The organism is Desulfobacteraceae bacterium, from assembly GCA_022340425.1.
Taxonomy (GTDB): domain Bacteria; phylum Desulfobacterota; class Desulfobacteria; order Desulfobacterales; family JAABRJ01; genus JAABRJ01.
On sequence record JAJDNY010000077.1, the window covers coordinates 1 to 19,737 of the forward strand.

At 64.4% G+C, this 19,737-nt stretch carries 17 protein-coding genes; all 17 read right to left on the reverse strand.

What is annotated here, in order from left to right:
- The coding region (locus LJE63_07235; protein MCG6906401.1) for a hypothetical protein at positions 1-271 on the reverse strand (271 nt) is incomplete at its 3' end.
- A 52-nt stretch (positions 272-323) separates the two neighbouring features.
- Positions 324-1,319, reverse strand: coding sequence for an FmdE family protein (locus tag LJE63_07240; GenBank protein MCG6906402.1), 996 nt, complete (start codon positions 1,317-1,319; stop codon positions 324-326).
- Between the two features lie 151 nt (positions 1,320-1,470).
- The gene (locus LJE63_07245; GenBank protein ID MCG6906403.1) at positions 1,471-3,588 is read right to left on the reverse strand and encodes a TonB-dependent receptor; all 2,118 of its coding nucleotides are present in this window, start codon (positions 3,586-3,588) and stop codon (positions 1,471-1,473) included.
- Positions 3,589-3,802: 214 nt separating this feature from the next.
- A complete protein-coding gene (locus LJE63_07250) occupies positions 3,803-5,215 on the reverse strand; it encodes a tetratricopeptide repeat protein (GenBank protein MCG6906404.1) in 1,413 nt (470 codons plus the stop codon).
- 26 nt (positions 5,216-5,241) lie between these two features.
- The gene (locus LJE63_07255; GenBank protein MCG6906405.1) at positions 5,242-5,931 is read right to left on the reverse strand and encodes an energy transducer TonB; all 690 of its coding nucleotides are present in this window, start codon (positions 5,929-5,931) and stop codon (positions 5,242-5,244) included.
- Entirely contained in the window at positions 5,928-6,353 is a 426-nt protein-coding gene (locus tag LJE63_07260; GenBank protein MCG6906406.1) for a biopolymer transporter ExbD, read from the reverse strand. Before LJE63_07260 ends, LJE63_07255 begins: the two co-directional genes overlap by 4 nt.
- 167 nt (positions 6,354-6,520) lie before the next feature.
- The gene (locus LJE63_07265; protein ID MCG6906407.1) at positions 6,521-7,132 is read right to left on the reverse strand and encodes a MotA/TolQ/ExbB proton channel family protein; all 612 of its coding nucleotides are present in this window, start codon (positions 7,130-7,132) and stop codon (positions 6,521-6,523) included.
- On the reverse strand, positions 7,125-8,564 hold the full coding sequence (locus LJE63_07270) for a MotA/TolQ/ExbB proton channel family protein (GenBank protein ID MCG6906408.1): 1,440 nt from the start codon (positions 8,562-8,564) through the stop codon (positions 7,125-7,127). The genes LJE63_07265 and LJE63_07270 overlap by 8 nt, the downstream gene beginning before the upstream one ends.
- Entirely contained in the window at positions 8,561-9,337 is a 777-nt protein-coding gene (locus LJE63_07275) for a DUF3450 domain-containing protein (protein MCG6906409.1), read from the reverse strand. Before LJE63_07275 ends, LJE63_07270 begins: the two co-directional genes overlap by 4 nt.
- A 255-nt stretch (positions 9,338-9,592) precedes the next feature.
- Positions 9,593-9,991: a hypothetical protein gene (locus LJE63_07280; GenBank protein MCG6906410.1), complete on the reverse strand. Its 399-nt coding sequence runs from the start codon at positions 9,989-9,991 to the stop codon at positions 9,593-9,595.
- Positions 9,992-10,305: 314 nt separating this feature from the next.
- Positions 10,306-12,558 (reverse strand): GNAT family N-acetyltransferase, encoded by a 2,253-nt coding sequence (locus LJE63_07285; GenBank protein MCG6906411.1) that lies wholly within the window; start codon positions 12,556-12,558, stop codon positions 10,306-10,308.
- 29 nt (positions 12,559-12,587) lie between these two features.
- Positions 12,588-13,589 (reverse strand): D-alanine--D-alanine ligase, encoded by a 1,002-nt coding sequence (locus tag LJE63_07290; GenBank protein ID MCG6906412.1) that lies wholly within the window; start codon positions 13,587-13,589, stop codon positions 12,588-12,590.
- The gene (locus LJE63_07295) at positions 13,589-14,605 is read right to left on the reverse strand and encodes a D-alanine--D-alanine ligase (protein MCG6906413.1); all 1,017 of its coding nucleotides are present in this window, start codon (positions 14,603-14,605) and stop codon (positions 13,589-13,591) included. The genes LJE63_07290 and LJE63_07295 overlap by 1 nt, the downstream gene beginning before the upstream one ends.
- Complete coding sequence (locus tag LJE63_07300) at positions 14,565-15,086, reverse strand: YkgJ family cysteine cluster protein (protein ID MCG6906414.1); 522 nt, start codon at positions 15,084-15,086, stop codon at positions 14,565-14,567. Before LJE63_07300 ends, LJE63_07295 begins: the two co-directional genes overlap by 41 nt.
- A gap of 87 nt (positions 15,087-15,173) precedes the next feature.
- Positions 15,174-16,496 carry a KamA family radical SAM protein gene (locus LJE63_07305; GenBank protein MCG6906415.1) on the reverse strand — a complete coding sequence of 441 codons (1,323 nt, stop codon included), beginning with the start codon at positions 16,494-16,496 and terminating at the stop codon, positions 15,174-15,176.
- Positions 16,497-17,051: 555 nt separating this feature from the next.
- The gene (locus tag LJE63_07310) at positions 17,052-17,558 is read right to left on the reverse strand and encodes a YkgJ family cysteine cluster protein (GenBank protein ID MCG6906416.1); all 507 of its coding nucleotides are present in this window, start codon (positions 17,556-17,558) and stop codon (positions 17,052-17,054) included.
- Positions 17,559-17,859: 301 nt separating this feature from the next.
- Positions 17,860-19,467: a hypothetical protein gene (locus LJE63_07315; protein MCG6906417.1), complete on the reverse strand. Its 1,608-nt coding sequence runs from the start codon at positions 19,465-19,467 to the stop codon at positions 17,860-17,862.
- Positions 19,468-19,737 lie beyond the last annotated feature (270 nt).

Below are 19,737 nucleotides of genomic sequence, written 5' to 3' on the forward strand. Positions count from 1 at the left end.
CGTAGAGCGCCAGCAGCGTCGCCCGGCCGGGCCGCCGGTCGATGGCCCGGCCGGCGCGCCAGCTTCCCAGGGCCAGGCCGGCCATGAAGACCGACAACACCGCGGCCACGGCAAAAGGGGCGCTCCCGATGACCTTTTCGATCAAGCGCACCCAGATGACCTGGTAGACCAGACCGGCCGCCCCCGACAGGAAGAAACAGGCCGCCACGAACCCCGACAGCAGGGGGCGGTCGGCGTCGGCCGGGGGCTTTCCCTTCGAGGTGGTCGCCAAGCGGGTGCCCCTGGAGGTCTTCGCACCCGGCCGGGGTTTGTCTCCCAAAGCGCTATTTGACAAGACCGGCGACCTCGTAGGGGTTGCTGCCGGCCTCGATCAGGCGCTGATAGCGGGATTCGTCCAAATCGAAGGTCGCCGCGGCGGAGACGAAGCGTTCCGGTTGGTTCAGGTGGTCCAGGGCGGCCAGCACGCTGGCGGCCTTGGGGGTCCCCTCCGACGACAGGGCCCGAATCCGGTCGAAATCGAAGCTCAGGGCGACGCCCCGGCCGTTTTTCTGCTTGTCGTTCCAGACTAGCAGGAGGCCGGCTGGGTTTGGCACGGAAACGGCCTTCAACTGCCCCTCCGAAAGGGGCTTGACGATCAGAGTCTTTTTCCCCGGCGTGCAGTCCAGGACCACCTGCAGGGCGTCCTCCTTGCACCACACCGGGCTGGCCAGCACGGTGTAGCGTTCCCCCGGGGCCAGGGGGTAGTGCTTCTGGATGTAGTGGGCGATCAGGTAGCCCGAGGTCAGGCCGGGGCAGATGTGGTTGTGCAGCTCGGCGCTTTTGAGAAAGTCGTAGGGGCCGTCCTTGGCCCAGACATTGGCGATGGCCGCCAGGGTGAAGAGATCCCGACCGGCCTGGTAGTCGCCGGTTCGCTCCCAGAAGGCCGGCTGTGAAATGGTCGCCGGCCCCAGGTTGAGATTCTGGGCCGACCAGCCCTGCTCCGCCGGGCTGATGATGACCGCCTCGCCGGAGGTCTTGTGAAAGAGCATGAAGCGCAGGGGGTGGGACTGGGGGCGCTGGAAAAAGAGCAGGTTGCCGCGGCCCACGCTGCAGCCGGTGAGGTCCTGGGCGGTTGCCAGATAGGGCAGGGCGTTTCGCCCGTCCACCCGGACGTAAGGGGCGTCGGTCATCAGCAGCAGCCGGGAATCGCCTTTTTTCAGGGAAAGGCTCTGCATGGCCGTGCTGACGGCGGTTTCCAAGGGGGCCGCGACGGCGGCGGCGCAGCAGAGGAAAACCAGGCCGAGGGTCAGGGCGAGGGTCGAACGGATCGGTTTTTTCATGGCGGAGGACTCCTTTACGCAATGATCGTCATGCCGGCGAAGGCTGGTATCGCTTTGCCAGCCTTGCCGGCTATTGGCGGGATCCCGGCCTCCGCCGGGATGGCGAACCAAAATCCTTCTTCATATTGTGGCATTATTTCTAACCGCGAGCCTAAAAGGTGATCTTCAGAGAGGCGCCGTAAAAGCGGTCCACGGCCGGATAGCCCGTGGTGTCGAAGTATTCCTCGTCGAAGAGGTTCCGCACGTAGAGGTTCAGCACCGACTTCTGGAGCAGCCACTTGTTTTCGAAAAGGACCTGCTCGATGCCGACATCCACGGTGTGGTAGTTGTCGATCTCCACCTGGCGGAAGTCGAAGACCTCCGGGGCGATCTCCTCGGAAATTTCGGTGACCTCGTCGTCCTGGTAGTAGTAGTCCAGCATCAGGGTGGTCTTTTCGAAAAGCTGGTAGCGCAGGCCGGCGCTCACGCGGTTCTTGGCGCGCTGGTCCAAATTCGTCTGCCCGGCCGGCTCGTCGCCCCGGTTGTCGAAGTCCTGCCAGGAATAGCTGAGGTAGAAGGAAAGGTCCTCCAGCAGGTGGCCCCCCACCTCCACGTCGATCCCGTGGCGCCAGACCTCCTCCAGGTTGACCATGTAATCGCTGAAGCGCTCTGCCCCGGCGTTGGGCCCCGAGAATTGGGCGTAGGTCTGGTTGCCGGCGATGTAGTCCTGGATGTCGTAGAAGGAGTAGTTGATCTTGAAGGCGATGTCCCCCCACAGGCGGCGCATCAAAATGACGTCGTAGCCCACACCGTGCTCGGGGTCCAGGAAGAGGCCGGCCGGGCGCCCTTGGGGGTTGTACTGGCCGTGGTAGTCGGGGGCGCGCCAGATCTTGCTGACCCCCAGCGAAAGGGAGGTGTCCCGCAGCCATGGGGCCAGTTCGTCCATCTTGTAGGTCAGGAAGGACTTGGGGATGAACTGGTTCCAGTTCCGACTGACCATTTCCTTGTAGGCCGGGTTCCAGCGGGCGCCGGTTTCGGCGTTCTGCAGGTTGCTGATGTGGATCTTGACGTACTCGTAGCGCAGCCCCGGGGTGAACTCCAGGGATGGCAGGATGTCCCAGCGGTGCTGCAGGAAACCGCCATTCTTGGCGATCCGCTCCTCTTTGCCGCCGCCCGTGGTGTTGCCGTTGTCGTACATGCGGGCCAGGTCGAAGCCCACGGTGGTGGTGTGGTTGGCCGCCCACTGAATGTCGTCCTTGAGCTTGAGGCCCTCGGACCACCAGGTGGTGTCCAGTTCGGTGCGGTCGATTTCCTTTGGGTTAGCAAAGTATTCCCGGCTCCGCCGTTCCTTGCTGTAGTAGCCCCCCAGGTTGATCAGGCCGATGGGCGAGGGCTGCTCGAGGTTCAGGCGCCAGGAGTGGGAATCGCCGTCCCAGGTGGGGTCCTGGTCTTCGTTGAAGGGGGCGTCTTCGACGCGGGGGTAGCGCGATTTGAAGTCCCTGGAATCGGTGCTGGTGTTGTTGACCGGTTCGTCACGGTTCGTTTCGGTGCCCGAGAGGGCCAGGGTGACGACCCCGTCCGCCGGCAGCAGGTAGCCGATGCGCCCGTACAAGGTTTCGATGTCGGTATCGCTGTGGCGCAGGTAGCCGTCGGTGAGATAGCGCCAGTAGGCCGTGTCGTAGGTGAAGTTCTGGACCGCGCCCTGAACGGTGGCCAGATAGTTCTGGGTATTGTAGGAACCGTAGCTGCCGGTCAGGGCCACGTCCGGTTTGAGGCTGTCGTGGCGGCGGGGCCTTACCGAAACCAGGTTGACGACGCCGCCGATGCTCTTGCTGTCGTAGAGGGCCGAGTGGGGCCCGGGCAGAATCTCCACCTCTTTGATCAGAAAGGTGGGCAGCAGGGCGAAGTCCACGATGTTGCTGGACTTGCGCCCCCCGGTCTTCTGCACCGTCAGGCTGTCGATGGCCGTGACGAAACGCGAGGAATCGAAGCCCCGCAGGAAGATCGAGTCGATGCCCGGGTCCAGGCTGTTGTTCCCCCGGAAGTCCACCGCCGCCCGGCTCCGCAGCGTGTCCAGGATGCTGGTCTGGGGGCCGATGGTCCTGAATTCCTCCAGGTCGATCACGGTGCCGGTGGGGGTCTGGCGGATGCCGGGGGCGCCGATCTTGTCCTCCACCACGATGTCCTCCAACTGCTGGGGTTTTTCGAGGGGTTCCTCCGCCACCGCGTCCGGCGCCCCGGTCCACAAAAGAAACCATGCCAGTGCCCAAATCCATCCCGTGCGTCGCATACCGTTCTTCCCTTCTTCGCTTGCGTTGGCATCTGCCGCCGCCGGTGGCTCCGGCCGACGGTGCGGTTCCGGCAATTGACGCGGGAGGGCTTTCGGTGTAGTTTTCCCACCGAGGCTCCCTTTGCCGGGGCTTCGTCCCAAAGGCAGCCGTGGTCTCCTGGTCGGGATGCGGCTGCCTTTTCCTTTTTTTATGGCGCCAATCGCCCGCCCCCCGTCATCCCGGCGAAGGCCGGGATTCTGTGGCAGGCGCCTTGAATTCCGCCGCTTCCGGCGGCGTATCATCTGGCAGGCGGCGCATGGCCACCAGCGCCGCCTGGCGCTGCCCTTCGAAGGTGGCGGCCTTGGTCAGGGCCTCGCGGCCGGCGGCCGCATCCTGGAGCTGCAGGGCGGCATAACCGGCCATCAGCCAGGCCCGCCCGGCCCGTTTCGGGTCGGCATTGGCTGCCCGCCGGTAGGCCTTGCCGGCCTCTCCGAAACGTTCCAGGGTGTAGAGCAGGTCGGCTTCGGTGATCAACAGCTGCCGGTCCCGGGTGCCTGGTGCGAACTGCCGGATGGCCGCCAGGGCCTCTTCCAGGCGGCCCAGCTGCTGCAGGGCGCGCACGAGGTTTTTCAACAGGCGGGGGTCGTTGCCCTGGGCGAGGGCCTCCGCATAGAGGGGCGCCGCCTTGGACGGGATGCTCACCTGCAGGTTCAGGTCGGCCAGCAGGCGTGTTTCCTGGCGGGAAAGGGGCCTCAGAAAGCCCACCACCGTCATGGCCATGAGGGCCTCTTCGTAGCGGTTGTCCCGCAGGGCCACATGGGCCAGGGCCTGCCACCACTTGTCCCGCAGGGGGGCCTCGCGGGTCAGCCGCAGGATCAGATCCCGGGCCTCCCGGGCCATGTCCAGTTCGAGGTACTGGTGCAGCAGGATTTCCTGCCACTGGACCTGTTTTTCGCCGGTGGTGGACCCGGCCAAGTGGCGGATGTGGGGCAGGGCCCGGCGGGCCTGGTTTGTAGAGAGCAAGGCATGAACGTAGTTTTCCCGCCAGGCGGTCTGGATGGCGTCTTCGTGGCGGGCGAAAAGCTTGTCGAAGGCCGCGACGGCGGCCCCGTAATCCTGGGCCATGAGAAGGGCCGCGGCACTGCTGTAAAGGTATTCGGGATCCGGTTCCGGGGATCGGCCGTAGGCCTCGGCAAACCCCCGCGCCGCGGCTGGGTAGTCCTCAAGCCCGTAGGCGGCCTGGGCCAGATTCAACCAGGAGGATATGTGGCCGGGGTCCCTTTGGAGCGCTTTTTCGAAGGCCTCCATCGCCGATTTATAGCGTTTTTGCATGAGATGGCTGGTGCCCAGGGCGAAAAAAATCTCCGGGTGGTGGATGCCCCGGGGGTCGTCACCCTCCGGGCCGGGAAAGGGGCCGCCGCTGGCCTGGAAGGCTTCGAGGGCGGCCACGGCCTGATCGTAGGCCTTGTCCTGGATCAGGCGGGCGGCCTTGGCCAGGGCCACCCGGGCCGGCCCGGGCAGATCGGGGGTGGCCGCCAGCGCCGGCCATACGGTCAGGACCACCAGGGCGGACAGCATGAGGCCTGCCAGCAGGGCGTCAGATACCCGCGGTCTGACTGAATCGCTCTGATTCATGAAGCGTTGCATGGGGTCGACATCCATTGGTTTTGCGGCTATTCCAGCTCGAACCGGATCGTGGTTTCGGCCCAGGCTTTGACCGGCGTGCCGGCCACCGTGCCGGGCTTGAAGCGCCAGCCGGCGACGCTGCGCACAACGCTGGCGTCGAAAACGCCGGCGGGCTGGCTTTCCTGGATGGTGATGTCGGTCACCCGGCCGTCTTCCCGGACCACGAAGCGCACCCGCACCCACCCTTTGACGCCCCGGTGCTTGGCATGGAGGGGGTAGACCGGCGGAATGCGGGAAATCACCGTCAGCGGTGCGTCCAGGTCGCCGGCGGCGAAGAGCTCACTCAATCCGGCCATGTCCGGTACCACAGGGGTCACGGCGGGCAGGGCCACGGCCACCGGCCCCGCCGGCAGGCGCGGGTTGAGCTCGAAATCCAGGGCGAACCGGGTGTGGGACGGGGCGGCGAAGCGCGGCTGGGGAAGCGCCTCCGGCGGTGGTGGGGGCGGTTTTTCCTGCTCACGCACCTCCCGCTCCTCCTCTTTCAGGCGAATGACGTTAATGTTGGTCACGGGCTGCTCGAAGACCGGTACCTCGGTGGGCCGCTGCAGCAGGCGGGGCATGAGGGCGAAGAGGGCCAGGTTGAGGACCACGGCCCCGGTTGCCGCTCCGAGCCAGGCTTTCCCCGACCGGCGCCACCCGCCGGTTCCGGTTCGATAGGAACGAACAGCGGCCATCATGGCGCGGCGCCCTCCGGCAGCCGGGCGGCCAGCGACACATTGGCCGCCCCGGCCAGGCGGGCGCCGTCCATGACCTCGATGGTCGTGCCGGTGGTGCTGGACCGGTCGGCCACCACCACCACGGCCCCCTCGGGGTTCTCGGCCAGGGCGCGCTCCACGTTGGCCCGTACGGCCCGCACATCCACCTCCCGGTTGTCGAAGAAGATGCGGTCGGCGGCGTCGATGCCGATCAGGATGGTGGCCTTGGACTGGCTCACGGCCGTGGCTGCCGTGGGGCGGTTGACCTCGACGCCGGTCTCCTTGACGAAGCTGGTGGTGACCAGGAAGAAGATCAGCAGGATGAACACCATGTCGATCAGGGGCGCGATGTTGAGCTCGACGCTGCTGCGGTTGCTGCGGCGGGCGCTGCTGATGGTTTGCATGTAGGGTCCTTATAAGGCGGTAAAAAGTAAAAACCCAGACGGTTTCGACAAAAGCTCCAAGTTACGGCGCGCAAATCTCGAAGAGTGAGGCGTACTAATTTACGCCGCAGCGACTTCGAGATGCAGCGCAACGCAGAAATTGGAGTTTTTGCGGAACCGTCGAGCCTTCACAGGTGCCGGCGCAGAAACAGCCCGGCGGCCGTGATGCGCTGCTGCAGGTTGCGGGCCCGGCGGTCCAGGGAGCCCTTCATATAGAGTCCGGGAATGGCCACCAGAAGCCCGGTCTGGGTGGTGATGAGGGCCTCCGAGATGCCGCCGGCCATGGCTTTGGCATTGCCCGTGCCGAAGACGGACATGATGTCGAAAGTGGCGATCATGCCGGTCACCGTGCCCAGCAGCCCCAGCAGGGGCGCCACCGCGGCCAGGACGCCGATCACCTGGAGATGGTCGGTGAGCGAGCGGTTGATCCGCTGCACGGTTTCCTCCAGGATGAAGCGGTCCAGGACCCGCTCGCCGCTGCGGGCCTGCAGGAAGTGCGTCACCAGTAGGGCGATGGCCCCGCTGTAGCGCCTTCGGTCGGGCAGGCGGCCCTGCTGCACGTGCTCCCGCGCCGTGCGGAAGGGCATGTTGCGGCGGGACAGGCGACGGAAAAAAAAGGCCCGCTTGAAGATCAACAGCCACATGACCAGGCTGACCATTACCAGGGGCGGCATCACCGCCCCCCCGGCCTGCAGGTAGTCCATCGTCTGGTGGTAGAGGACCTGTAAAAACTCAGCCATCGCCGTTGCGGCTCTTGTGGACGCTGTTGACCAGGGCCAGGGCTTTCTCCTCCATCTGGCCGATGCGCTTGTCCACGGCCCGGTTCAGGAGGGTATGGGCCAGCATGATGGGAATGGCCACGGACAGCCCCAGCATGGTGGTGACCAAAGCCTCCGAGATGCCGCCCGACATCATGCGCGGGTCCCCGGTTCCGAAATGGGTGATCACGTGGAAGGTGGCGATCATGCCGGTGACCGTGCCCAGAAGCCCCAGCAGGGGGGCGATGGCGGCCAGCATGCCCAGGGTCGACAGGAAGCGCTCCAGGGGCGGCACCTCCCGCAGGATGGCCTCCTGCAGGGCGTTTTCCATTTCTTCCCGGGGCAGGTGGCAGCACTCCAGGCCCGTGGCCAGCACCCGCGCCACGGGCTTGCCCCCCAGCGCCCGGCAGGCCGCCCGGCAGTCCGCCCAACGCCCGTCGCCGACCATGGCGGCAAGGCGCTGCATCAGCTTTTCGGCATCGCAGTTTTTGCGCAGCAGGAAAACCAGCCGCTCGATCACGATCATGACGCCTACGGCCAGGATGACCAGAATCGGCCAGACGATGGGGCCGCCCTTGGGCACCTGCTCCCAGAGGCTCAGCTCGTGGGTCAGCTGCCGCAGGGCCGCGCCGCGGGAGATATCCAGGTATACCGCTTCGGTCTCGCCCGTCATGTAGCGCGCGATCTGCCTCCGGATGCGCGGCGCCGGGAGCCGGGAGAGGGCATGGAGTTTCTGGCCGGCTTCGGCGTAAGTTAGAAATCCGATTTCGTCTCCCAGGCGGTAGGCGGCGGTAAAGCAGCCCAGGGTCAGGATATCGCCCTCGGTTGCCCGGCCGCTCCGGTCCACCATCGTTACCCGGCCCAGGGCGACCTCACCCGTGCGCTGGATGTAGCTTTCCAGGGCGGCCACCAGCCGGCGGACGTCCGCCATCCCCGGAAAACGGGCCTGCTCGGCAATGGCCTGGAGAAAGGCCAGGTCCGGGCGATCCAGGGCGCTTTGCAGGTTTTCGCGCCAGAGGGCGGTGGTGTCCTTGGCCGCCACGCGGATCAGCCCCACCAGCTCGCGAATGACGCCGTCCGTTTCGGCCAGCTGCGCTGAGAGGGCCGCTTCCTCCTCTTCCAGGGACTGGACCGCGACCGTCAGTTCCTCTACGGCCGTCTGCCGCCGGGTGTTTTGCGCCTCCAAGGACGCGATGGCCTTGTTCAGCGCGGCCCGGTCCTCGGTGATGCGCGCCCGCGTGGCAGCGGCCTCGGCTTCGGCCGCGCGTTTTTCGGCGGCCGCTTGCTGCATCAGGGCCTCCCGGGTCTGACGGGCTTCCGTTTCGCGCGCGCGCATGTCCTGGCCGTGCGCCGGCCCGGCAGCAACCAGAACCGCCACGCCGATCATCACCACCCTCCAAAGACGCGCTTTCATGGGGTCGCCATCCTTCCCAGGGGCAGGTTCAGAAGCTCCACCGGCTGGCGCTTGGCCCCGATGTCGATGGCCATCCGCAGGGTGCGGTCAAAGGAGGACGGCAGCGGGGTCCAGGCCCTGGCCGCCACGTCGAACATGCCGCTGTGGCGCTGGTCCAGGGTCTGGTAGAACAGGCCGAGTCGTCCCAGCCGAAAGATCGTGGCCAGGAGGGGCTGCCCCTCCACCGTGATCGTGTCCTGATAGACCTCGATGGTGCGTCCGTATTCGGCCTCCACCATGAGGGCTTCCACGGTTTTGCGGAACTTTTCGCTGACCGTCACCCCCGGGTCGCCCAGGAGGTTGCCCAGGCGGTCCACCCGCAGTCGGCGCTCGCGGGTCAGAAACGGCCGGTCCGCATCGATGCGGGCGCGGAGCGCGGCCAGAACCTCTTCCAGGTAAGGGGCGATCTGGCCTGCGATCTCCTCGCTGGCGGCCAGCTGGCGCGTTTTAGCCTCAATCCGTTGCCGGCGTGCCGCCTGATCCTCCTGCAAGCGCAGCTGCTCTTGTTCCAGCCGCGCCTGCTCCTGCTCCAGCGAGGCAAGCAGCGCCATGCTTTCGTCGCGTTCCTGGCGCCATGTCTCCTCGGCTTTCTGGGTGGCCTGACGGGTGTCGATGGCCTGCTGGACCGGCTTTTCGATCTTTTCCTGGACGGCGTTCCCCGCCGCCCACAGCAGTGCCGGCGCCAGAACTGATCCCAGCACGAGCGCCGGCAGGATGGGTTTCCACAATCTCAACGGTCACCTCCTCGAATCCAGTAGTGTCCCGCCGACCTTCCCGGACCAAACAAAAAGGCCAAGAGGTCAGCGGCGGGGGTTTTTCCCCCCACGGAGACCTTCTTGGCCTGGATGGGTTTCAGGGGCTGCGGTTGCGGCGAACCCTTTTGGGTGTCGCCCAGCCCGGTTGATTGGCGCTCAGGAGGCCGGTTTCAGGCCCCCCCGGATGCGCGATGCAAGCTCCATTGTTTTAAGTGTACCTTCCTGGTACGTCTTCTACCTGAAGGAGACACCGATATTGCAGTCATTGGAAAATGTCAAGGGATTTTGAACAGGTAAACAGGGCAACCGCATCCAACTTTTCCTGAAAGGTGCCATTGTCCCCATTGATGCCATGGGCGCATCGAAATCCGGCGCGACGGCCATTTCGGTATGGATTTGAGGCAAAATCTGGTAGAATCCCAAACCGACCGCGGACGTGATAAAACTGCCCATCAGGGCCGCCCTGGCGATGGTATGGACGGAGAGGCCGACAATCGCCACCAAGAAGGGCGCCGCGATGGACCCGCTGGCGATGCCGTAAACCCCGCCCATGGATGTGAAAAAGGAAATCACGCATGCAACGCCAAAGGCCACGAACGGGTTGACCACGATGCCGGATACCGGGAAAAACATGGTTCGTCGAATCCCCCCGTAATGGTGGATGGGGATGAAGCACCAGGCGAAAATGTAACATTTTTGATTATAATTGGAGAGCAATGAAAATGAAAATTTGCGATCTGTGTGAGGCGCAATCGATGAAAGCGCGCAATGGAAGGCCGCATGAGTTTTTGATAAAGGTCGATGAGCCCCGCATTTTCAGGGGCATTAAACCCCGGGGCTTCGAGGAGCAGGATTACGAGTGTCAGACCTGTAAATCCAAATTTACCCACAGTACAGATAAAAATGGCCTGGCCTGGACCTTGTGGCGGGGCTAGGCGCGCTGTGCTTTAAATCAGAGACTTGCAGTAGATCGCCTTGCCGTCGCCCACGGCGTAGAAGTCCTTGAGGACGGTCTCCAGGCGGTAGCCGCAGCGCTCGTAAAAGGCGCGGGTGCTGGCATACTGCACCCGCTGGGAGGTATCGACGTAGATCCGGCTGCCGCCGGCGGCCCTGATGCGCCGCTCGGACTCCGAGAGCAGCCGCCGGCCCAGCCCGCGGCCCTGAAAGTCCGGGTGAACCGCGATCCAGTAGAGATCGTAGCTGGCGGTGGTGCAGGGGATGGGGCCGAAGCAGGCATAGCCTGCCAGCCGGCCGTAATGGTCGGCCATGACGAAATGGTAGCCGCTGGCCTCCCCCTTCTCCAGGCGCTCCAGGACCAGCTCTTCGGCCACGGCCACCTCCTCCGGGTGAAAGAAGCCGGTGACCTCCACCAGGCGGCGGACGCGCTGGCCGTCCTCGGGGGTGAGGATATCGCGCCAGACCACCCCGTGAAGGCGGTGCTCCGGGGTGTGGTGGCTGTCGGCCCACTGTCCGGCGCCCGCGACCAGCCCCTGGAAAAAGGCCAGCGCGTTTTTACCCAGGGTCTGGGTGCGGTATCCGCCCTCCTGGACCACCACCAGCGGCAGGCCCAGGGCCCCGATCATCCGGCCGTTGTGGGCGAAATCCTTGACTGTCAGGGACCACGAACCGGTGGGGTCCCCCTTGGCCGGGTCCAGGCCGAAGCCCAAAATCAGAAACTGGGGCTTGAACTCTTTGATCCGTTGCAGGGCGCGCGCCAGGGCCTTGCGGTACCTTTCGCCGTCCACCGCCTCGGGCAGGGGGATGTTGAGGTTGAAGCCCTCGCCCTCACCCTCGCCGCGCTCGTCCTCGAATCCGCTGAAATAGGGGTAGGCGAAGCGGGGGTGGCCGTGAATCGAAACGGTCAGTACATCGCTGCGGCGGTAGAATATGTCCTGGCCGCCGTTGCCGTGGTGGTAGTCCACGTCCAGAATGGCCACCCGGCCGTGGGCGCAGAGGTACTGGGCGGCGATGGCGCTGTTGTTGAAGTAGCAGAAGCCGCCGAAGGAGCGGCGTTCGGCGTGGTGCCCGGGCGGCCGGATCAGGGCGTAGGCCATGCGGCGGCCGTCCAAAATCTCCCGGGCGGCGGTCAGGGCGCAGTCCACGCTGCGGCGTGCCGCCGGGTAGGCGTTGGCGTTGATGGGGGTGAAGGTGTCGATGCAGTAGTAGCCCGAAAGCACCGACGGCTCCTTGGGGGGGCGGGTCTTGTTGCGAATGGGGAAGATGTAGGGGTAAAGCGATTTTCCGGCGGGGACCGCCGTGCAGGCGCGTTTGAGGTAGCCCACGAAATCCGCGTCGTGAACCGCGTGCAGGTGCTTGTCCGCAAAGGGCCTGGGTTTGATGGCGGCGAAAAGGCCGCTGGGTTCGATGGCCTTTAAAATGCTTTTGACCCGCACCGGGGACTCCACATAGCCCCGTTCGTGGACATGGTGGATGTCGTGGCGGTCGTTGACGATCAGGGCGATCTGCTCGGCCGAACGGCTCTCCACCGCCGCGATCACCGCCGCGGGCTTGACGTAGCGGAATTCGCGCAGCCGCACGGGGTCGTCCCGGAAGCTTGCCACCACCCGCTCGACATAGTCGGCCGGGCAGTAGTCGGCATACTTGCGCTCCAGAATCGCCCGCACCACCTGCCGGGCGAAGGCCTTTTTCAGTGGACGGCCGCTGCCTAGATCGTCGTAGACCAGATGGGGCATGCAGGTATCCCCCGGCTTGACCGGCGATTCGTAGCCGCTGTTGACGATCGGGCGGGCGCCGTAGCGCTCGTAAAAGCGCAGGCGGGCGCGGTTTTGCTTGAGTACTACGGGATCGGGGCAATCCTTGGCGTCATCCGGCAGGCACTCGAAAAAGAGGCCCTGCACCTTGAGCGCGGTGGACTCCTGCCGGATGCGGGCATAGAGCGCACCCCCGATGCCGGCGCCGGCGCGGTCGGTGGCGGTGGCAATCCAGTCGAGATAGGTGAACCGCAGCGTGGGTTCGTGAAGCAGGATGGCAAATCCGCGCACCTTGCCCTTGATGCTTTCGGCCACGAAGAGGACCGTGCGAAAGCGCTGTTTGAAGGGGTTCCCCAGTTTCTCGCCGATCAGCGCGATCTCGGTCTCGGGAACGGCGGCAAAGCGACTGCGCAGAATTTCCTGCACCTGCTCCAGGGTGCTTTTGTTCACTGGCAGTACGTTGTCGTAGATGCGTCGAATGCGGAGCATGCCGTGGGGTTCCTTCCTCGGGTGCCGGCTCAGGCGGGTGGCAGGCTGGCGGCTACGATGCGCCCGATCGCATCGGTATAGGGAATGTTCGCTTGGGTGAGGGCCGAGGCGAATCCGGCATCGGGCGCAAGGCAGGGGTTGGCGTTGATCTCCAGAACCCAGGGCGCGCCGGCGTCGTCCACGCGGAAATCCACCCGGGCGTAGCCCCTGAGGCCGAAATGGTCCCAGCAGCGCAGGGCCAGCCCCGCCAGGCGCGCCAGCAGGCCCGCATCGGATGCACCGAAAGCGAAGCACCGGGGGGTGTGGTGGTATTCAAAGGCGCTCTGATCCCACTTGGCCCGGTAGTCCACGATGCGCGGCATTTCCGGCGTGTAGCCCTCGAAAATGATTTCCGCAGGCGGCAGCACTTGCGGGCCCTCGGGGTGCGCCAGAAGTGAGAGGTTGAACTCGCGGCCGGCGATGAAGTGCTCGGCGAAACAGGCGCCGCCCAGCTCAGCGGCGCGCTGTTCCAGTTGGGGGGAGATCTCTTGCGGGCCGGCATTGGGGATCAGGCTCTGGGGCCCCAGGCCGATGGAGGCGTGCTCCCAGACCGATTTGACGATCCAGGTGCCCCTGCCGCAAGCCGCTTCATCGCGTCGGCCGTCCGTTCCGGGCCAGGGGCCGACCCACGCCGGGGTGGGTATTCCGCCGGCGGCCATCCAGGCCTTGGCCATGGTTTTGCTCGATGTGAGCATCATGGCTTCGGCCCGTGCGCCGGAGTAGGGCATGGCCAGGGCGTCCAGGCAGAAGGGCAGCAGGTGGATCAGTCGCCCCTGGCCGCCGACGGACTCCACCAGGTTGAACACCAGGTCCACCTGACGGCTGCGCAGCTCGGCCGCCACCGCCAGCAGGTTCAGGCTGCAGGCGATGCGGCAAACCGTGTGGCCCAGCTCCCCAAGCGCCCGGGCGACGGCATCGGCCTGGACAATGGCGTCCCGTGCGTCGGGGGCGTCGGTGTTCCCGACGGCGTCGTGAACGATGGCCACATGCATCAGAAGGGCCCCCGGGAGCCGCCCGCCGAAGGAATCCGGGCGGCGGCCGATTCGATGATCCAGGCGATCAGTTTTTGATAGGGCACCCCTAATTGGCTGCAGATGATGGGTAGGTCCGAATGCTCGGGGTGGATCCCGGCCAGGGGGTTGACCTCCATAAAGAGGGGCCGCCCATTTTTGTCGCAGCGCAGGTCCAGGCGGCCGGCATCGCGGCAGCCCAGCGCGCGCCAGGCGGCCATGGCAACCGCCTCGGCTTCGGCCACCACCGGGTCCTCGGCTGGGCGCCTCAGGGTGTAGCTGACCCGCGATTCGCACTCTTCCTTGTTGAGGTAGGAGTAGACCCCCGGCTCGGCCGTCTCCAGCAGGTGCACCTCGATGGTCCCCAGCACCCTGGCGCTGGCGCCGGTGCCCACGATGCCGGTGGTAAACTCACGGCCGGGCAGATAGGGCTCGATGATCACCGGCTGCCCGAAGGCCTCGATCAGGCGCCGGCATGCGACCGCCAGGTCGGCTTTCTGACGCACGATGGAGTCCGGCGTGACGCCCTTGCCGGTGCCCTCGGCCGCCGGCTTGACGAAATAGGGCCCTGCAAAGGCCACCGAGCGTGCGTCCGCGGGGGTTTCGGCCACGAAGAAATCCGCGGTGGGCACCCCGGCGTCCCGGATCACGCGCTTGGTCATGCCCTTGTGCAGGGTCAGGCTCATGACCAGCGGGTCGGAAAAGGTGTAGGCGATCCGGTACATGTCCAGCAGCGCCGGCACCTGGGCCTCGCGGCCGATGCCGTAGAGGCCTTCGGCGATGTTGAACACCAGATCCCAGCGCCGGCCGGCCACCAGGGCCGCGGCCAGTTTGCGGCCGTGTCCGATGCGCTCGGTGCGGTGTCCCAGCGCCTGGAGGGCTGCATCGACGGCGGCCACGGTGTCGTCACGGTCGAATTCGGCCGTTTCTTCCTCCGAAAAACCTTCCGCCAGGTACTCAGAGCGTAGGTCGTAGGTCAGTCCGATTGTCAGGGGCATCGGTAATAATCTCCTCGTAGAGCTGCTGGTGCCATTGGCGCGCCTGGGCCATGGGCGTGCCGGTGGCCGAAAGCACCGTTTCCCCGGAAACCAGCAGGCGGCGCGGGCAGGTGGCATCCGGCTCGGCGTCGATGTGGTCGGCCGTGTAGGTCAGCGGGTGCAGCCGGCACAACAGGGGCCGCACCGCCAGGGGCAGGCGGCATCCCTGGGGACCCAGAAATAGGCAGTCGTCATTGGGTGCGCGCCTGAGGATCCGCCGGCTGCCGTCACGGCGAAAAACGTGTTGGCGCCAGATCGGATCATCGTCCTGATCCAGATACGACGGGTCGGCTGTTTGGTTCCACTCCACAAATTGGCTCTCTCCGGTGAAGGCCGCAATGCGCCGCACGTCTCCGGGGGTGAGATAGATCTCTCTTCCCTGGCAGCAGGTTTTGCCCTGCGCAGCGCAGCGCGCGCACAGGGTCGGTTTCAGGGCTCCCATGGTGTTTCTCCTTGAAACGGGTAAAAAAGGCGGGAGGCGCACCCCCCAGGGCACGCCTCCCCGGACCGCTGAGGACCCGTCGACAGGTCAAGCGGGTGGAACGTTGCAGGACTCGGGATAACGGTAAACGCCGTTTTCGTAATTTCTCAGTAACAGCGCGTCGTTTTTCCGGCCCACGACGCAATCGGGCATCAACGGGATTTTGCCGCCGCCGCCCGGTGCGTCCACCACGTAGGTGGGAACGGCGTAGCCGCTGGTGAAGCCGCGCAGGCCGCGGATGATCTCAAGACCCTTTGCGATGGGGGCGCGAAAGTGCGCCGACCCGCTGATGGGGTCGCATTGGTAGAGGTAGTAGGGCCGAACCCGCATCTTGAGCAGGTGGTGCACCAGCCGGCGCATGGTTTCGACGCTGTCGTTGATGCCTTTGAGCAGCACGGTCTGGGACCCCAACGGAATGCCCGCATCGGCCAGCATGGCGCAGGCGCGGTAGGCCTCGGGGGTGCACTCGTCCGGATGGGTGAAGTGCAGGCTCATCCACAGGGGATGAAACTGGCGCAGCATGCGCACCAGTCGCGGGGTGATGCGCTGGGGCAGCACCGCCGGGGCCTTGGTGCCGATGCGCACGATCTCCACGTGGGGGATCTGGCGCAGCCGGGACAGGATCCAGGAGAGCTTCTCCTCGCCGATCATCAGCGGGTCGCCGCCGGAGATCAGCACGTCGCGGATCGCCGGGGTTTGGGCGATGTAGGCAAAGGCCTGCTCCAACCGGTTGCGGCTGGGGTGAATGGCGCCGCGGCCCACTACCCGCGATCGGGTGCAGTAGCGGCAATAGGTCGAACAAAAATCGGTCACCAGCAGCAGCACCCGGTCCGGATAGCGATGGACCAGGCCGGCAACCGGGCTCTGGGTTTCTTCACCCAGGGGATCGTCGGCCTCGCCGGCAGCGTGAACCGTCTCGTGAACGGTGGGAATGACGCTGCGCCGCAGGGGCTGTTGGGGGTCGTCCGGGGAGATCAGCCCCATGTAGTAGGGGGTGATGCCCAGGGGCAGGGACCTTTGCGACTGGCTGAACGCCCCGCGCTCTTCGGCTGAGAGCGAAATCATACTCTCCAACTGGGAAAGGGTGCGGATGCGGTGGCTGGTCTGCCACTGCCATTCGTTCCACAGTTTGCTGGGAACGCTGGGGAAGTGTCGCTTGCGGAACGATTTTACGGCTGGACTGATAGTTCCGGCGCGGTGGGCGGGAAACGGCACGACCCGGCCGGCGGGTTTGGTGCGGGCAAGTGCCGGAGCACCTGCCATGCAAGGGCTGGGGTCGGGAGGTTCGTCGTCGCTCTCCTGCGCTGCCGGCTGCGGGGGGGCAACTAGCTGTTCGGTCCTTTCGATGGGGACATGCATGGTCTCTGTCATCCTCTTTATGGTATGGTTTCTGGATGCCGGCGCTGAGCCGGCCGGGCGGGGCGCTGCGGTCTGTTTTTTGGGATTCTCCTTGGGGCGAATATATGTTTTTTCGACACGAATGCAAGAAAAAAGAAGAGGTCTTTGAAAAAAAGTTTTTACATTATTTTCAATGAGTTAATAAAAAAACCAGGTTTCCTGACGCCCGGCCTGGGAAAAGCCGTCGGACGGGGCCAAATCCCGGGCCCGGAAAGGGCCATTTCCAGGTCCGGGATACAAGATAAACCACCGCGGTACCCGTTTCCTGGTTTCGTTCCGGCCGCCTTTTCTTAAGGGCCTCGGCAAAGAATAATTCCACATCTTGCGGGTCTTTTGGCCCGTCCTCTGTGTTACATCCGCCGGCACATATCCCGATATGCGCCGACGGATGTGCCTTGATGACGAACCAAAATCCTTCGCCATATTGTGGAATTATTTCTTGCCGCGACCTTAAGCCGCGGTGGTGTCCCGAAATGTCTCTGCGTAAGCAAAGGACTGGCGCAGCCCGATGCGGTCGATGGCGTGGCGCTAGGCGGCGTTGATGGGCATCAAACGGGTGCCCAGCGCCGGGTCGAGGGCATAAATCAGGGAGCTGTAGTGGGTAAAGCAGGGCGCTTCGGCGGCCAGGGAGGCCGCGGCGATGGCGCCGCGGGGGTCTTTCTGTTTGATGCGCTTGCAAACCGAAAGCGCTTTGGCCCCGGTGCGGTCTTTGACGGCGGCAAAGCCGAAGAGGCGGCAGAGCGCCGGCCGCCAGGTGTAAAAGGTGCAGTGCCCGCCAGCCTCCGGCGTGGGCTGCGGCGCATACAGCAGACAGCGGCCGGTTCCCGGCGCCGCCGCCAGGCGCGCCAGCCAATCCACCGCCTCGCCTGTGCGCAGAATCCTGCGGGCGGCCGGCAGCATTTCCAGGACGGTGACCTGCACGTCCGCCGTGGGGCAGCAGGCGCCGCAACCGGCCGGGCAGCGAAGACCGCTTTTCAGTCGAAATTCGGCCACTGACCTGTCGATTTGAGCATAAAGGTCCATCACCCGTGACACAATTTCCAACGCCGTTTCCCCTCAACATGAATGCCAAACAAAACGACGCCCATGATGTGCCGACTGCCAGGCGGATCGGTGATGCCTTACAAGGGCTTAATAAAATGAAGGATACTGGGAAAATTGCCGTGGCCAATCGATTTGGGCGCAGATGTTTAATGCTTTTACTGAGGGATGTAAACAGGAGATAAAAAATAAAGCTCAAAAACACCCGCGGTTCGCCTTCACCGCACGCCGGGATTCCCAAGTCGGCGCGCGCCGACTTGGCCGCAGCCGGAAGGACAGCCGTTAACGTCCGCGGTTATCCCCCAAGATGGGCGCCCCGGGAGAGGCTTGTGGATTTCGCGGCCAGGGCGCAGCGGTGCACCATGAGGGAGTGGAGCTGGAAGTTGGAGATCAGGCTGGAATAGTTTTCAGCCCTGTCGGCCAGCGGAAGGAACAGGTTGGCGAAACGTTTGGGGATTTCTCGGGTCATCAGGGCCGTCAAGTGCTGGGTGAAAGCGGCATCCATGTCAAAGGCGGGCCACAGATCGTAAAGGACCCCTTCAAGGGTGAAGGCCGCCTTGCTAAAAAGCATCAGATCGGCTGAAAAGACGAAGCCTTCAAGGGCGAGGTGTTCCAAAAGCTTGAAAGTTCTTTTGATCAGGGTCAAACGCCCATACCCGGGGGACTGTATCCTATCCAGAACCAGGGTCCGAAAGTTCTGGCGCTGCATCGGCCTGTCCATATAACCCCTGCCGGCCAAGGCTGTCACGGCGCGACGAATGCCGCTGAGGTCTTTTTTGAGAACGGCCTGAATCAACTGGGCGGTTTTGACCCGGTCGCGCTTGGTCAGCCGCCCGGCCAGGCTCCAATCCAAGAGACCGATCCGCAGACCAGCCGAAGCGGGGTCATTTACGGCCAGGATATTGCCGGCGTGCGGATCGCCATGGAACAGGCTCTGCTCGCGGGGGGAAAAAAGCGGTCGACAGATGAGGGCCCCGAACAGGACCGCCGCGCAATGCCTGCGCTGCTCCGGATTCAGGGGGGCATCGGTTATTTTGGGGCCGTCCAGATAGGCCATGGCCGTCATGGTGTCGGTATTGAAGGGAAAAAGCGCCGGGATCTGAATGCTGGGCATGTCTTCGTAAAATCGCGCGGCTTCAACCAGATAGGTTTGTTCACTCGCCAGATTGATCTCGTTGATCAGCATGTCGCGCACTTCCTGAAATACGCTCAGGAATTTGAAATCCTTCAATGGGTAGGCCGCCCGGTTTTCCTCAAAAAACAAGGCCGTTTTTTCCAGTATGATCAATTCTTCATCCAGACACCTGCGAATGCCCGGCTTGAGGACCTTGAAAACCCCTTGCAGGCGGTTCGGCCTGGAGGGCCGGCGCCAAGCGAACGGAACGACGGCGCCGACGCTGGCTTCGGATAAAATGAAGGGCTTAACCTGCACCTGATCCCGTGTGTCGATCTGTTTCAGCTGGCCGTCAATGCGCTCTATGATGCCCCCGAGGGGCGTGCCGTAGCAGCCGTTTTCCAGATGAACCAGCCATTTTTTGACCGCCGGGTCGATGGCGGGGTTGCGGGCGATGATCTGGCCCAGCTTGTGAAGGGTCGGAAACCGTTTGGCGAGCTCCAGCAGGCGCTCCTGGGTGCCGGTTTCGGGGTCCAATTCCAGCTGGCTGACCACCAATTCCACAAGGCGCCGGCGGTTCACCCGGGACAGAAAAAATTGGATGCCGTCCGCCACCACGGTCCGGAAATGGCCATAGATCTCGGGGACGGCCTGCTGGGGCTGGGTGCGGGCAACGATTTCGCGGGCAACTTTGGCGGTGAAGGCCTCGTCTCCCATGGCGGCGGCCATGGCGTTCAAATTTTTCTGCAGCGCGTCGCGTGAAGCGCTTTGGACCAAGTGCGGGTGCATTGGGCTTGCGGTGGGAGTCATAGGTGGTGCTCTTGAATTTGTGTGCTCAAATTCAGCAGGCTGAAGATATGCTGGAAAATAAAAAAGGCAAATTGCGAACCGGCGGGGTGTCACTGGAGAACAGCTACCAGTTGGTGCTAGACGACCGCGACCGGCTGGTTTGAACCACCCGGAGGGTCCGTGAACCGGTCGTCGTCACGAAAGAGCGCCAAACCGGGTTATGGCAGCGCTGCAACTCGGGCTTCATCAGGCCGCTGCCCATCAAAAATC

Coding starts and splice junctions, on each gene's coding strand:
- LJE63_07270 (MCG6906408.1), bottom strand. CDS start 8,564: ATGAAAGCGCGTCTTTGGAGGGTGGTGATGATCGGCGTGGCGGTTCTG.
- LJE63_07245 (MCG6906403.1), bottom strand. CDS start 3,588: ATGCGACGCACGGGATGGATTTGGGCACTGGCATGGTTTCTTTTGTGG.
- LJE63_07255 (MCG6906405.1), bottom strand. CDS start 5,931: ATGATGGCCGCTGTTCGTTCCTATCGAACCGGAACCGGCGGGTGGCGC.
- LJE63_07250 (MCG6906404.1), bottom strand. CDS start 5,215: ATGCAACGCTTCATGAATCAGAGCGATTCAGTCAGACCGCGGGTATCT.
- LJE63_07260 (MCG6906406.1), bottom strand. CDS start 6,353: ATGCAAACCATCAGCAGCGCCCGCCGCAGCAACCGCAGCAGCGTCGAG.
- LJE63_07290 (MCG6906412.1), bottom strand. CDS start 13,589: ATGCATGTGGCCATCGTTCACGACGCCGTCGGGAACACCGACGCCCCC.
- LJE63_07240 (MCG6906402.1), bottom strand. CDS start 1,319: ATGAAAAAACCGATCCGTTCGACCCTCGCCCTGACCCTCGGCCTGGTT.
- LJE63_07315 (MCG6906417.1), bottom strand. CDS start 19,467: ATGCACCCGCACTTGGTCCAAAGCGCTTCACGCGACGCGCTGCAGAAA.
- LJE63_07285 (MCG6906411.1), bottom strand. CDS start 12,558: ATGCTCCGCATTCGACGCATCTACGACAACGTACTGCCAGTGAACAAA.
- LJE63_07280 (MCG6906410.1), bottom strand. CDS start 9,991: ATGTTTTTCCCGGTATCCGGCATCGTGGTCAACCCGTTCGTGGCCTTT.
- LJE63_07300 (MCG6906414.1), bottom strand. CDS start 15,086: ATGGGAGCCCTGAAACCGACCCTGTGCGCGCGCTGCGCTGCGCAGGGC.
- LJE63_07295 (MCG6906413.1), bottom strand. CDS start 14,605: ATGCCCCTGACAATCGGACTGACCTACGACCTACGCTCTGAGTACCTG.
- LJE63_07265 (MCG6906407.1), bottom strand. CDS start 7,132: ATGGCTGAGTTTTTACAGGTCCTCTACCACCAGACGATGGACTACCTG.
- LJE63_07305 (MCG6906415.1), bottom strand. CDS start 16,496: ATGACAGAGACCATGCATGTCCCCATCGAAAGGACCGAACAGCTAGTT.